The 13,946-nt window shown below is 55.2% G+C and carries 13 protein-coding genes; 6 read left to right on the forward strand and 7 right to left on the reverse strand.

All coding sequences use genetic code 11. The annotated features are described in order from the left end of the window. The first annotated feature begins 62 nt into the window (after nt 1–62). Together dapD and GC090_RS16550 are read left to right on the forward strand one after the other, a co-directional pair. Nucleotides 63–887 carry a 2,3,4,5-tetrahydropyridine-2,6-dicarboxylate N-succinyltransferase gene (gene dapD, locus GC090_RS16545; RefSeq protein WP_033740308.1) on the forward strand — a complete coding sequence of 275 codons (825 nt, stop codon included), beginning with the start codon at nt 63–65 and terminating at the stop codon, nt 885–887. Between the two features lie 217 nt (nt 888–1,104). Next, the gene (locus tag GC090_RS16550) at nt 1,105–1,497 is read left to right on the forward strand and encodes a DUF3461 family protein (protein WP_006117754.1); all 393 of its coding nucleotides are present in this window, start codon (nt 1,105–1,107) and stop codon (nt 1,495–1,497) included. Between the two features lie 73 nt (nt 1,498–1,570). Here the strand turns inward: GC090_RS16550 and GC090_RS16555 are convergent, their stop codons facing one another. The 4 genes from GC090_RS16555 to dgt form a co-directional block, all read right to left on the reverse strand. Next, nucleotides 1,571–2,788: an alginate lyase family protein gene (locus tag GC090_RS16555; protein ID WP_324020435.1), complete on the reverse strand. Its 1,218-nt coding sequence runs from the start codon at nt 2,786–2,788 to the stop codon at nt 1,571–1,573. A gap of 31 nt (nt 2,789–2,819) precedes the next feature. Then, a complete protein-coding gene (locus GC090_RS16560) occupies nt 2,820–3,977 on the reverse strand; it encodes a CdaR family transcriptional regulator (RefSeq protein WP_054634472.1) in 1,158 nt (385 codons plus the stop codon). A 177-nt stretch (nt 3,978–4,154) separates the two neighbouring features. Then, complete coding sequence (gene degP / locus GC090_RS16565) at nt 4,155–5,603, reverse strand: serine endoprotease DegP (protein WP_033740303.1); 1,449 nt, start codon at nt 5,601–5,603, stop codon at nt 4,155–4,157. 133 nt (nt 5,604–5,736) lie between these two features. Continuing rightward, complete coding sequence (gene dgt / locus GC090_RS16570; protein ID WP_006117749.1) at nt 5,737–7,227, reverse strand: dGTPase; 1,491 nt, start codon at nt 7,225–7,227, stop codon at nt 5,737–5,739. A gap of 92 nt (nt 7,228–7,319) precedes the next feature. Here dgt and mtnN point away from each other — a divergent pair, with 92 nt between their 5' ends. The 3 genes from mtnN to GC090_RS16585 all read left to right on the forward strand — a co-directional run bounded on the left by mtnN (nt 7,320) and on the right by GC090_RS16585 (nt 9,196). Further along, nucleotides 7,320–8,018 (forward strand): 5'-methylthioadenosine/S-adenosylhomocysteine nucleosidase, encoded by a 699-nt coding sequence (mtnN, locus tag GC090_RS16575; protein WP_006117747.1) that lies wholly within the window; start codon nt 7,320–7,322, stop codon nt 8,016–8,018. After that, a complete protein-coding gene (btuF, locus tag GC090_RS16580) occupies nt 8,011–8,823 on the forward strand; it encodes a vitamin B12 ABC transporter substrate-binding protein BtuF (RefSeq protein ID WP_324020439.1) in 813 nt (270 codons plus the stop codon). Before mtnN ends, btuF begins: the two co-directional genes overlap by 8 nt. Nucleotides 8,824–8,944: 121 nt before the next feature. Further along, nucleotides 8,945–9,196 (forward strand): hypothetical protein, encoded by a 252-nt coding sequence (locus tag GC090_RS16585; RefSeq protein ID WP_324020441.1) that lies wholly within the window; start codon nt 8,945–8,947, stop codon nt 9,194–9,196. Nucleotides 9,197–9,225: 29 nt separating this feature from the next. Here the strand turns inward: GC090_RS16585 and erpA are convergent, their stop codons facing one another. Then, a complete protein-coding gene (gene erpA, locus GC090_RS16590; protein WP_006117744.1) occupies nt 9,226–9,573 on the reverse strand; it encodes an iron-sulfur cluster insertion protein ErpA in 348 nt (115 codons plus the stop codon). Between the two features lie 200 nt (nt 9,574–9,773). On the opposite strand from erpA, the gene hemL reads away from it, so the two are divergent. Then, nucleotides 9,774–11,054 carry a glutamate-1-semialdehyde 2,1-aminomutase gene (hemL, locus tag GC090_RS16595; protein ID WP_324020445.1) on the forward strand — a complete coding sequence of 427 codons (1,281 nt, stop codon included), beginning with the start codon at nt 9,774–9,776 and terminating at the stop codon, nt 11,052–11,054. 30 nt (nt 11,055–11,084) lie between these two features. Here the strand turns inward: hemL and fhuB are convergent, their stop codons facing one another. Both fhuB and fhuD read right to left on the reverse strand, forming a co-directional pair. Continuing rightward, nucleotides 11,085–13,064, reverse strand: a complete 1,980-nt coding sequence (fhuB, locus tag GC090_RS16600; protein WP_324020447.1) for a Fe(3+)-hydroxamate ABC transporter permease FhuB — start codon at nt 13,062–13,064, stop codon at nt 11,085–11,087. Continuing rightward, nucleotides 13,064–13,942 carry a Fe(3+)-hydroxamate ABC transporter substrate-binding protein FhuD gene (fhuD, locus tag GC090_RS16605; RefSeq protein ID WP_039338689.1) on the reverse strand — a complete coding sequence of 293 codons (879 nt, stop codon included), beginning with the start codon at nt 13,940–13,942 and terminating at the stop codon, nt 13,064–13,066. The genes fhuB and fhuD overlap by 1 nt, the downstream gene beginning before the upstream one ends. Nucleotides 13,943–13,946: the final 4 nt, after the last annotated feature.

The following is a 13,946-nucleotide window of genomic DNA, read 5'->3' on the forward strand; positions in this document are numbered from 1 at the left end:
CTTTCACTTTTTACCTGTGCTGGTCGCTGACCGGCACCACAAATGACAGATCAGGAAAAAATATGCAACAGTTACAGAGTGTTATTGAATCTGCCTTCGAACGTCGCGCTGATATCACCCCGACCAGTGTGGATACTGAAACCCGCGACGCGATTAATCAGGTTATCGCCAAACTGGACAGTGGTGAGCTGCGCGTTTCTGAAAAAATCGACGGTGAATGGGTAACGCATCAGTGGCTGAAAAAAGCCGTTCTGCTCTCTTTCCGCATCAATGACAATCAGGTCATGGAAGGCGCAGAAACACGCTTTTACGACAAAGTGCCAATGAAATTCGCTGACTGGGACGATGCGCGCTTTAAAGCCGCCGGTTTCCGCGTCGTACCGCCCGCCGCCGTGCGTAAAGGTGCCTTTATTGCACGTAATACCGTGTTGATGCCTTCCTATGTGAACATCGGTGCCTTTGTTGACGAAGGAACGATGGTGGACACCTGGGCCACCGTGGGCTCCTGTGCGCAAATTGGTAAAAATGTCCACTTATCTGGTGGCGTAGGCATCGGTGGGGTGCTTGAGCCTCTGCAGGCTAATCCGACCATTATTGAAGATAACTGCTTCATCGGCGCACGTTCTGAAATTGTTGAAGGCGTGATTGTTGAAGAAGGTTCCGTTATTTCAATGGGCGTTTATATTGGTCAAAGCACCAAAATTTATGACCGCGAAACCGGTGAAATTCATTACGGACGCGTACCTGCCGGATCGGTCGTCGTCTCGGGTAATCTGCCGTCAAAAGATGGCAGCTACAGTCTGTATTGCGCGGTTATCGTGAAAAAAGTGGATGCCAAAACACTGGCCAAAACCGGCATTAATGAATTGCTGCGCACGATCGACTAAGCTTGTGGACGGGCTGCCTGACAGCCCGTCATCTTTTGTTTACAGCTGTTACGGGTAATGTTGTTTTTCAACGCGAACCAACGGGTGCGTTTACTTTTCATCCAGGTCATAATTCGCGCCAGTTAAATCCTGTTGCGCACTGATTCATGTTATTTATGTCTACAGTCATTAAGTCATGAACAATTCTGCGCGCTTATCATTTGGTGGAAAAAACGTTATGTATGACAATATTAAGAGCTTAGGCATTAGTAACCCCGACGATATCGATCGCTACAGCCTGCGTCAGGAAGCGAATAACGATATTTTGAAAATTTATTTCCGCAAAGATAAAGGCGAATTTTTCGCTAAAAGCGTGAAATTTAAATATCCTCGTCAGCGTAAAACGGTCGTCGCCGATAATGCGTCGCAGGGCTACCGTGAAGTGCAGGAAATCAGCCCTAACCTGCGCTATGTCATTGATGAGCTGGATCAAATTTGTCAGCGCGATCAGGTTGAAGTCGATCTGAAACGTAAAATTCTGGACGATCTGCGTCATCTGGAAGGCGTGGTGTCACACAAGATCGCGGAAATTGAATCCGATCTGGAAAAACTGACCCGCAGCGGTCGTTAATCCCTTCAAACGCACTATAGCCTGCCGTCCTGAGTGAGCGTCACTTTGTGCGGCGGGCCTTTTTTATGCCCTGCTACTCCTGCCGCAGCAACGCCCCTTCACGCAAGACATCTTCAGTCGCCTCACGCCAGTCAAACCGGTCAATCCAGGATTGATAGCGTGCAGAACCCAGCGCATTATCCGCCAGCATAAGCAGGGGAATGACGCGTCCGCTGTTACGGTCGCGCGTCTTCCATGGCCAGCGGCGCGCAGAATCACTAAACGGTGCCATATAATCCAACGCAGCCAGCAGCGAGCCGCCCTGTTTGCCAGAGTAGTGCCAGAGATCGTCCCCACCGCGCTGAGACGACAAGGCCGCTATCGCAGTCAGCGCCTGTAAATTAAAAAAACTGTAGTGAAAAGAGCGGGTGCGGGCCAGTTCAAGCGGCTGCGTGCCATCACGCGCTATCTGCCCACCGATCTTCGTTTTAGCCAGCGCCATCATGTCCCTCATAACGGCATCGTTATGCAGGTAAGCGGCAATCCCGGCCACCTGAACACAATACCAGCTACCGTGATTGTTGGCCGCATGCCGCTCCTGGCGCGCCAGCTTACTGGTTTGCAGCCAGGTAAGGTAGTCGTGGAACCAGCGCTGTAGCGCGGCCTCGTCGCCTGCACGCCAGCCAGGTGACTGACGCAGCAATATCAACGCATCAACAATGCGGGTGGCAAAATAACGCCCATCCAGTACGCCATCATGCCGGCCCGTGCTGATGCCCGGCACGCCTTGCGCAAAGTTAAGGTTGGGGTTCATGCGGCTGGCAGGATCGATAAACCAGTGACGGATCATCGATTGAGCTTTACTGGCATAGCGTACATCGCCCGAAAAGAACCAGGCCAGCGTCAGTGCCTGCACATCGGCACTAAAACGCGCAAAACGCAGCCCGTCTGTTTGGTTGTTTTTTGTGTCGGGATTCACCTCGCCATCCCGACGGCTCCACGGAAGCCCCGTTTTCTGCCGGGCGTCCGGCCACCAGTACGCGCTCAGGCTGAGATAATCGTGTCGCGAGCCGCTGGGGGGCACCAGACCTTTGTCCATGACGCTGGGATCGGGCTGCTTAAGCGCCTTATCCGCCTGCTGTTTCAGCTGTTGCCAGGCTTGCTGCGTACGTGGGCTTGCCTGCTGATTCTGGATGGCCTGTGGTGTGGTGAGCAAAGCCTTTGTCGAGAGAAAAATCAGCGTGTCCGCCGCCGCCGCCTGGCAGGTGAACGCAAGTATCAGTAAGCCACATCCCCAACTCAGTGCGCGCATCAGTCTGTCCTCTTCGTTTTTTCGGGCCCTTTCAGCCCTGCTCATCCAGTTGGATCGCGATGTACAACAGCAGGCGATCGTCGACCTTGCCCAGGTTGAGTCCCGTCAATTCAGCGATACGATTTAAACGGTATTCCAGGGTATTTCGATGAATAAAAAGCGCACGCGACGTCGCGCCGGGCTGCACGTTGTTGCTGAACCAGGCACTCAGCGTGCGTCGCAGCAAACCGTTGCTGTCCATGCTTTTTAGCTTTTCCAGCGGACGCGCCAGTTCATTTGACTGCCAGCCACCCCGTAAGCTGTCGAGCAGGACCGGCAGCATCAAATCCTGATAAAAATAGCTGCGAACCTCGGGCATACGCTGCTTTCCCACCGCCATCGTTGTTCGCGCAGTACGATATGAACGTGCAATGCTGCCCATGCCCGTAAAAAAATTGCCCAGCGCGATACGCATGCGCAGATGACCACTTTCCTTCATGCGCTGCATAAGCTGTTCGACCCGCCTGCGGTGATCATGTTGATCATAACGTCCGTGTGCATTTAATGCCGGTTTCAGCACGACCATTTCGGTTAGTGAGACGATGGCAATCAGGTTATCCCGCGCCGGTGTCGTCAATAACGTCTGCAACTGCTGTAATTCTGACATCGCACTGTCAACGCCAAGCTGCCCGCTGTCCACTTCGATCACCGCCACGATTCGGGGCTGATTAAGATCGATGCCGAGGCGCTGCGCCCATTCGGTGAGTTGCGGGGAGAGCGCGTCACTGCGAATGAGATTGAGCACCAACTCTTCCCGCAGACGGCTGTCCTGCGCCAGCATGTGCAACAGCCGCGCCTGCTCCAGCATCATCTCTGCGGCCATACAGACTAATTCACCATAGTGACGCAGCGCACCCGGCTCGCCCGTCAGACCAATCACTCCAACAATCATCCCGTCGATACGCAACGGCAGATTAATTCCCGGCCTGACTCCATGCAGATGCCGGGCCACCGCATCGTCAATATCCACAATACGTCCCTGAGACAGCACTAACAATGCACCCTCATGTAATTCGCCGATGCGCTCCCGGTCACCGCTGCCAATAATCCGTCCTCGTGCATCCATAACGTTGACATTGCCATCAATGATTTTCATAGTGCGCGCGACAATTTCCTGCGCCAGTCGTGCGTCGAGATGACAGGTTGCCATCCTGTACTCCTGAGTCATAAAGAGGGGGAAAACAGCATAGACGCGCGATACCGGGAGAACATTGTGCATCTGCACAAGGCCTGGCAGGCATTAACAGAAATGCGGCGACCATCACATTTGTGCGCGTCGCCATAAAAAAGGCGGACCGAAGTCCGCCTGATAAACCCCTGCCTGTGATTACTGCGCCAGCAGATACAGTGAACTGTCTCCGCGCTGCACGTTCAACGCCAGTACCGGTGGTTTGGTATCGAGGATTTTACGCAGTTCGCCCAGATTGCTGACGGCCTGCTGGTTGACGCCAAGAATCAGGTCGCCTTTTTTCAGGCCAATTCTGGCCGCCGCGCTGCCCGCTTTCACGCTGTCAACCCGAACGCCTTTCTCTTTACCTGAATTATTGCTCAGATCCGCGCCTTCAATACCGGTGTAAATGGTGGCGGACTGCACCTTGTCCTGCGTGCTCTGCTGCAGCTGAACCGTCACATCCAGCGGTTTACCGTCACGCAGTATGCCAAGTTTCAGCGTGGTTCCTACCGGCAACGAGCCGACTTCGGCACGCAGTGAAGCAAAGCTGGTTAACGGCTTACCGTTCATCGACACAATGACGTCACCCGCTTTAATACCGCCCTTCGCCGCCGCGGAGTTCGGTACGACCTGACTGACGAATGCACCGCGTTGCGCATCGACTTTCATCGCCTTCGCCAGCTCAGAGTTAAGCTCGGTCCCCATAATGCCCAGCTCGCCGCGTTTAACCTGACCGTATTCCACCATTTGTGCCGTCAGGTTTTTCACCATGTTGCTCGGGATGGCGAAGCCAATACCAATATTGCCGCCGTCCGGTGCCAGGATAGCGGTGTTGATGCCAATCAGCTCGCCGTTGAGATTTACCAGAGCGCCACCCGAGTTACCCCGGTTGATGGCCGCATCGGTTTGAATAAAGTTCTCATAGTTTTCAACATTCAGGCCACTGCGTCCCAGCGCGGACACGATACCAGACGTAACGGTTTCACCCAGACCATACGGGTTACCAATCGCCACGGCGTAATCGCCCACCCGTAAATTGTCAGAGTCGGCCATCTTAATCGCGGTAAGATTTTTAGCACCTTCCAGCTGAATTAATGCGATATCCGAGCTGGGATCTTTACCAATCACTTTGGCATCGTAACTGCGACCATCGCTCAGTTTTACCTGAATTTTCGTCGCGTCGTTTACCACATGGTTATTGGTGACCACATAGCCTTTTTCAGCGTTAATGATGACACCAGAGCCCAGCGCTCTAAATTTTTGCTGCTGCGTATCTGGCGCGGCAGGGGCACCGCCACCGTCACCGCCCTGGCAAAGCGGTGAGCCCATGAACGGCGAACCGTCCTGGCAGAAAGGCGAATTATCGCCAAAAAATTGCTGAAACTGCTGCGGCATCCGTGGCGTTTTGACCGTCGTACTTCCTTCAACGCTGATACTCACGACTGAAGGCATAACCTTTTCCAGCATTGGCGCAAGGCTCGGCAACTGCTGGCTGTTGGTGGATGACACGGAAGAGGATGTTTCCGCAGCGAAAGCACTCACAGGGGTCAGTGCCATGCCAAGACTAAGCGCCAGGGCGCTTAACATTAACGAGGTTTTTTTCATTTTGGTATCTCACAATGATGGATATACTGACCATTGCTGTGGTCGAATGTTGAGATAAATGTTTTAGCGCGAAGTTCCTCTAAAAGTTTTAGGCAAAAGTAAAAATTTATTCGCGCTCTTTACAATTCTCGGGTTATTCCACCGCCATTAAGCGACGATACTCATCCCAGGCATAGAGATCCGTCATGCCACTAATGTAATCCTGAATCAGGCGAAAACGATAATAACGTTCCCATAACAAACGCTCATATTTATGCTCAACAACCAATGTACGCATTTTATACAAATAGGCTTTTCGGTGTTTGCCAGACAGTTTATGGAACAGTCGGGTCTCTATGGGATGATGGCGTAAAAAGTCTTCATTTATCAGTGTGGTAAACGCTTCATAATTGAGCGACATCAGCGGCTGATATATTTCCAGCAAGCCCTTAATTACCCGATAACCCTGCAGTTCCAGTTGCTCAACTTCGGAATGATTAAACACCTGCTGGCGCGCCACGGTTTTAAAAATCTGTAATAAACGGCCCTCTTCACCTTCGTCTTCTAATAAAGCATGGTTGAAGTGCCCCTCGAATATGGCAGGCAGATTATCAATAAAACGTTTCACCGCGTAGGTGACCAAAACATTCTGAACATTGACCCGCAGCGACATAAAAAACTGATCGCTACGGCTACGGCGTTTTTTACTGCCCGCTTCGCGCCACGCTTCCCCCACTGTACGACTGAAGGCATCGTTATTATTTATTGTTCCCCAGGCCTTGCTGAGATATTCATACAGACTGTCCACGTTAAATATGGCTTTTTCAACGGCATCGTCTAAATCGGCAATACAATAGGAGATGTCGTCAGCGGCTTCCATGATATAGGTCAGCGGAAAGCGATGGTGTTCCGTCAAATTTGTGGCGGTGCGAAGCTCATCGATATATTCCCGCTCAGATAAATAGAAGCCCGGCTTTTTCATTAATACGCTAAACTGAGCCGGTTTTTCCCCCTGCCACCATGCGGGCGCGGTATATTTCAGGATACAGGCTACCTGAGAATAGCTCAGGTTGAGTTGCAGCAGCGAATGCACCATGCGAATAGCCTGAGCATTCCCTTCGAAGTGGCACAAATCCTGACGAATCATGGCGTTCATGCGATCAAAGTCCGCGCGCTGCGCCTCGTTTTCAACACCCGCAACCAGCGGATCGACCAGTTCAGCGGGCAGGTTATCTTCAAACCAGTCATTAATGGCGGCTTCGCCAAAATGCCCAAACGGTGGGTTACCTACATCATGTAACAGGCAGGCCATTTCGACGAGGCTTTCGAACGCCCCTTCCATGTCATCCAGACCATATTTTGCCAGTCCACCCTGCATCTTTAGCGTCTGCAGAATTTCTTTGCTGATATACCGGCCGGTTTGTTGCACTTCAAGCGAATGCGTCAGACGGGAACGTACGGCGGCGTTGCGCTCAAGCGGGAATACCTGGGTTTTTTGTTGCAGTCGACGAATTGCCGCTGAATTAATGATCCGCCCACGATCGCTTTCGAAATGGCGGGTAATAAAATATTCCCCCTGTGGATCTTTACGGTTGCTATAAGGGCGAGTGAAGCTGATCTTCTTCCTGAAATTGATCGTCGCCATAGCTGTCCCCTTATTTTTTCGTGAAATAATCCCGTCACTGCCATGATAGACTATGCCTGATATTGACATCCATTACATTAGCGAGACGTAAAATGAAAGCAGGCATCATTGGCGCAATGGAGCAGGAAGTTACCCTGCTGCGAGACAAAATTGAAAATCGCCAGACCCTGTCTCTGGCTGGTTGTGAAATTTACACTGGCACACTGAATGGTGTGGACGTTGCGTTGCTGAAATCCGGCATTGGTAAGACCTCGGCCGCTATGGGCACCACATTGTTACTGCAATTGTGCAAACCCGATTTGGTGATTAACACCGGCTCAGCGGGCGGCTTAGCCTCTTCGTTAAAGGTAGGCGATATTGTGGTGTCCGATGAAGTGCGCTATCACGATGCCGATGTCACAGCCTTTGGTTATGAACCGGGCCAGATGGCGGGCTGCCCTGCGGCCTTTACCGCAGACAGTAAGCTGATCGCCGCCGCAGAAGCCTGTATTCAGCAGTTGAATCTCAACGCGGTTCGCGGCCTGGTGGTCAGCGGTGACGCGTTTATCAATGGCGCAGCCCCTCTGGCCCGCATTCGCGCCACGTTCCCACAGGCGATTGCCGTTGAGATGGAAGCCACCGCTATCGGCCATGTCTGCCACCAGTTTAACGTGCCGTTTGTGGTCGTCCGCGCGATCTCCGATGTGGCCGATCAGGAATCGCACCTGAGTTTCGATGAGTTCCTGAGCGTTGCCGCTAAGCAGTCCTCCCTGATGGTGGAAAATCTGCTGGCCCGCCTGGCACATGGCTAAATCCCTGCTGTTTTGCTGGCTGCTGCTGTTTTGCAGCAGCCTGCCTGCTGCACCGCCCCGCGTCATCACCCTGGCTCCTCACCTGACTGAACTGGCTTTTGCCGCCGGCATCACGCCGGTTGCGGTCAGTGCCTGGTCGGGTTATCCCGCTGAAGCACAAAAGATTGAGCAGGTCGCGACCTGGCAGGGGATGAATCTTGAGCGCATTTTACAGCTTAAGCCCGATGTTGTGCTGGCATGGCCCGGCGGCACCTCATCCCGTCAGGTGGCGCAGTTAGTGCACTCAGGGATTCATGTGGAATGGGTCGCCACCTCGACACTGGATGACATGATTCATTCGCTGGCTGGATTAGCCCGATGGAGCCCGTCCCCCCAGCGTGCTACACAGGCCGCTACGCAACTACGCCAGCAGGTCGCAGCCTTGCGCCAACGCTACCGTCCGCACCCCCCCGTACGCGTTTTTGTGCAGTTTGGTCTTTCCCCCATGTATACGGCGGCTAAAGCGACGCTGCAAAATGACATTATCGGCCTGTGTGGAGGGCAAAATATTTTTGCCGCAAGTCCGGTGAGCTGGCCTCAGGTGAGCCGGGAGCAGGTCCTGATGCGCCACCCTCAGGTCATTGTGACAACGGGCGGTTCGCAACAGGCTGAAACGCTTGCGCAGTTCTGGCGGCCACAGCTCAACGTACGCATCATTGCCATTAACGAGGACTGGCTCAGCCGTCCGGGCCCGCGTATCCTGTTAGCCGCAGAGCAGCTCTGTGAGGCACTGCATCCCGCCCCAAAGGCATCTTCAGGCCACTGAATATTGCCCTGCCGATTAAAGTAATCATTTTCACTGCCGTTAACGTTATTTAAGAGACGCGTGCCATGTAAGCCCGCCGTCCTTCTGCGCGATGCGCTTTTGACTACACCAGGAATTCACTATGACTAAAGCCCTGCTTCTGGCCATAGGGCTTGTGATCGCGCAGCAGGCGTGCGCGGGATCCACGACCGGCTCTATCAATGCCAGACTTGTTATCTATTCACGTTGCGAAGTCAACAGCGTGCGAAGCCCGTCTTCGCCACAGGTTGACTGCGGTCGCCAGAGCAGCGCACAGCCGCGCGTGACGCAAACGGTGCTGAAGCGTCAGGGAAGCCGCACGACGAACGACAGACTGGTGACAATAGAATGGTAAGAGGCCGCCCGGAGAGAGCGGCCTGATGATCAGATGCTGAAGGAAGACCCGCAACCGCAGGTGGTTTTGGCGTTCGGGTTGGTTACGATAAAGCGCGACCCTTCCAGACCTTCGGTGTAATCCACCGAACCGCCTACCAGATACTGCAGACTCATTGGATCCACCACCAGCGAAACGCCCTGCTTTTCAATGGTCATATCACCGTCGTTCATTTGATCGTCGAAGGTGAAACCATACTGAAAGCCGCTGCAACCACCACCAGTGATATACACACGCAGCTTCAGCGCCGGGTTATCTTCGTCAGCAATCAGATTTTTCACTTTGTTGGCTGCTGCGTCGGTAAACTGCAACGGCAGTGCTACTACTTCATCACTCATGAGTTACTCCGTAAACGTCCGGGTCAGAAAACGACCTCAATGTTGCTATTATCTGCCAGCGACCCGCCGCAATCAAGCGCTCAGCTTCGCACTCTGTGCCGGATTGACGCGGAGAAGTCGTACGCAGGGATATCTGGCTTTCGTCGGCCGCCCCTCTTCCGTAGAATAGCCCGAAATTATATGAACTGCTGGAGCCGAAAATGAGTAAGTCTGAAAAACTGTTCGCCGAAGCACAACGCCTGATCCCCGGCGGTGTGAACTCGCCGGTCCGTGCGTTTACCGGTGTCGGCGGCGTTCCGCTGTTCATTGAGCATGCTGATGGCGCCTGTCTGTATGACGCCGATGGCAAAGCCTATATCGACTATGTTGGCTCATGGGGGCCAATGGTACTGGGACATAACAACGAAGGCATTCGTCAGGCTGTGATTGAGGCAGCCCAGCGCGGCCTGAGCTTTGGTGCGCCGACCGAGATGGAAGTCACCATGGCGCAGCTGGTATGTGACCTGGTACCGAGTATGGAAATGGTGCGCATGGTCAACTCCGGCACCGAAGCGACCATGAGTGCGATTCGTCTGGCGCGCGGGTTTACCGGACGCGATAAGATCATCAAGTTCGAAGGGTGCTATCACGGCCATGCCGACCACCTGCTGGTGAAAGCCGGATCAGGTGCGCTGACGCTGGGCCAACCCAACTCGCCGGGCGTACCCGCCGATTTTGCTAAGCATACGCTGACCTGCACCTATAACGATCTGGACTCTGTTCGTGCGGCCTTTGAACAGTATCCCACGGCTGTCGCTGCCATTATCGTTGAGCCTGTTGCCGGCAATATGAACTGTATCCCTCCGCAGCCTGACTTCCTGCCGGGCCTGCGTGCCCTGTGCGATGAGTTCGGTGCGCTGCTGATTATTGATGAAGTGATGACAGGCTTCCGTGTGGCGCTGGGCGGCGCACAGGCGCACTATAACGTGAAGCCGGATCTCACCTGCCTGGGCAAAATCATCGGCGGTGGCATGCCAGTGGGTGCGTTCGGTGGCCGTCGCGAGGTCATGTCCGCGCTGGCACCGACCGGGCCGGTTTACCAGGCCGGTACGTTGTCCGGTAATCCCGTAGCTATGGCCGCGGGTTATGCCTGCCTGACACAGATTGCGCAGCCAGGTATGCATGACAGGCTGAACCGTCTGACTGAACAACTGGCTCAGGGGCTGGTTGAGGCAGCCAAACAGGAAAATATTCCCGTGGTGGTAAATCAGGTTGGCGGCATGTTTGGCCTGTTCTTTACCGATGCCGACAGCGTCACCTGCTATCAGGACGTGACACAGTGCGACGTGGAACGCTTCAAGCGCTTCTTCCACCTGATGCTCGAAGAAGGCGTGTATTTTGCGCCGTCCGCCTTTGAGGCCGGGTTTATGTCGCTGGCACACACTGATGAGGATATTCAGCACACCGTCGAGGCGGCCCGGCGCTGTTTCGCGAAGCTCTGATGAGAAAAGACCGGCTGAGCCGGTCTTTTTTTAACGTGAACGGCGCAGTAGCCAGATAAAATAGGGTGCGCCCAAAAAGGTCGCCATCAGGCCCGCCGGAATCTGACTGGGAAAGGCCAGCATGCGCCCGCACCAGTCTGCGGCCACCATTAACCCGGCCCCCAGCACGCCAGACAGTAACACCTGTGGCAGCGCGCGGCGAAAGCCCAACATACGGGCCATATGGGGTGCCATTAAGCCGACAAAGCTCAGCGGCCCAATCGTCAGCGTGGCGCAAGCCGTTAAGGCCGCCGCTAACAGCAACAGGGCGAGTCGTGAACCCCTCAGTGCCATACCGACAGACCGTGCGGTCATGCTGCCAAGTGGCAGAATGGTTAACCAGCGGCTGGCCAGTGGCGCTAATGCCACTAAAACAGCCGCAAAGCCTGCACTTTGCAGCGCCTGCGTAGCACTGATGTTGTAAGTTGATCCGGATATCCAGGTCAGTAACCCCGCCATACGCGGATCGCCACTTGCCATCAACAGCATCAGAATGGTGACAAAGGCGCTGTTGAGTGCCATACCCGCCAGTAGCATACGTTCCGGTGAGAAACCACCACGACTGGCGACCAGCATGATAACCGCCAGCGTTATCGCCGCCCCCAGCGCACCTGCCGGCAACAGAAATGCCAGCGCGTTGCCGGGAACAAAGAACAGCATCATGACCACACCGCAGGCCGCGCCGGAACTGATGCCCAGCACTTCAGGACTGGCCATGGGATTACCGGTGAGGCGCTGGATCAGGCTGCCCGCCACACCGAGCATCAGGCCGACCTCCAGTGCCGCCAGCACTCGCGGCGCGCGCCAGGGTAACAACTGTTGCAGCATGTCGCCAGACGTCCAAACCCAGCCATGCGCATCGCGCCCAAAGGCCAGGCAAAGCCATGTCAGTCCGCCCAGCATCAGCAATCCCACCAGCGTCCAGCGCCCGTAACGGTATCGCTCGACCGGCACGTTGTCCCCCTGATCCAGCGCAGGCGGAACGGATCCGGTTCGCAGGCGAGGTAACAGCGCCAACAGAATGGGCACGCCCAGCAGCGCCGTCACGGTTCCGGTGGAGACCTCGCGCCAGTGCGCCGTGAGCCAGAGTACGCAGGCATCCGCCAGCCAGAGCAGCAGTGCACCAATCAGGGGGGCCAGCAGCATGCGGCTCAGTAACCGCCGTCCACCCAGCAGCCTTGCCAGCAGCGGTGCAAATAAACCAATAAAGCCAATGATCCCCGCTACGCTCACCAACTGAGCGCTCAGCAAGATGGCCAGAACCAGGACGGCCAGCCGCGTAGCAGACAGCGCTAACCCAAGATTTTTGGCGACGCCATCGTCCAGCCCCATCAGCGTAAGCGGTCTCAGTAGTGCCAGAGACAGCACCAGCGCCAGCACCAGACGTGGCCAGAGTTGGGTAATGCTGTCCCAGCTCATCTGATTCAACGTGCCGGTGCTCCACAGAAACATATTCTGCAGTTGATCGTGGTTAAAGATGGCAAATATTTGGTTCACTGCGCCGCTGTACAGGCTGAGAACCAGCCCTGCCAGAATCAGCGTAACGGGCGACAGACGTTTGCGCCAGGCCACGCTGAACACCAGCGCACCGACCAACAGCGCGCCACCCGACGCGGCGAACTGATGAGCCAGCGCCCCACCCGGCAGGTGCCATAAGGTCGCGACGGTCATTCCTAACTGCGCGCCGGATGAAACGCCTAACGTGCCCGGTTCGGCCAGCGGATTGCGCAACACCTGCTGAAACAGTAATCCGGCTAACCCCAGCCCTGCCCCCACCAGCAGCGCCAGTGACCAGCGCGGCAGTAAGCTGTAGTGAAAGACCATTTGCTCAATGTTGCTGCTGTCCGGTGTCCACAGCGCCTGCAACCACTGGTTCGTGGGCAGCGCCTGTTGCAGATTGATCGCGGTTAACATCAACGCCAGGAAGAACAGCGTACCTGTCACGGCTAACGGGAAAAAACGATGACGCATTACGATTTCTCCAGCGCACGTTCCAGCACGCGAATAAAGTGCAGGGCTGACAAGGTCGCACCGTAGTACCACACCGCCGGAACGCGCTGGAAATGGCCGCTGTGAACAAACGGCATGGACTGCCATAACGGACTTCGCGACAGTTGCTGCATCACAGCATCATTGTCATGATCGAAGCAGATGGCCTCTACGTCATGGAAAACGGCCAGCCGTTCCAGTCCAATCACGGCGCTGCCCCAAAAACTGGTTTCGCCCTGCCAGGCATTTTTCAGATTCAAAAGCGCCATCACTTCCAGGAATAAGCTGTTTTTACCGAAGGTAATAGCGTGGCGGCTGTCGAGTAGCGACATCAGCAAAATGGCCCGACCGGCGTGCGGCGCCAGACGCTGACGCGCCGCCGCAATCTCCGCATCCACCTGTTGCAGATGCGCCTCAGCCTGCGCCTCCCGTCCCAGTCGGGCCGCCAACGCCCGCAATGAGGCCCGTGCGCGACTCAGCGGTTTGCCATCGCCATTGTGCAGGTCAAACCCCATGATCGGCGCAATGCGCCGCAGCTTATCTTTCGGTGGACCGTAACCGTTCGAGCAGAGAATCAGCGAGGGATGCATCTGGGTCATCAGCTCAAGATTTGGCTCGGTACGTAACCCGACATCCACCACGCCCGCAGGCAATGGCGGCTGTCCGACCCAGACGTTGTAGTTATGCACGTCCGCCACACCCAACGGGTTCACGCCCAGCGCCAGGAGTAACTCGGTGGGCAGCCACTCCAGCGCAATAACGCGGTCGCTGTCAGGCTGTGCCGCAGGCGATGGGAAAGACGGGATGAGAGGCGACAACGCCATTGCCATCAGCAGGCGACGGCGATATAAATCCGGCATTATC

This window comes from Pantoea sp. JZ29, assembly GCF_035190385.1.
GTDB classification, from domain to species: domain Bacteria; phylum Pseudomonadota; class Gammaproteobacteria; order Enterobacterales; family Enterobacteriaceae; genus Pantoea; species Pantoea stewartii.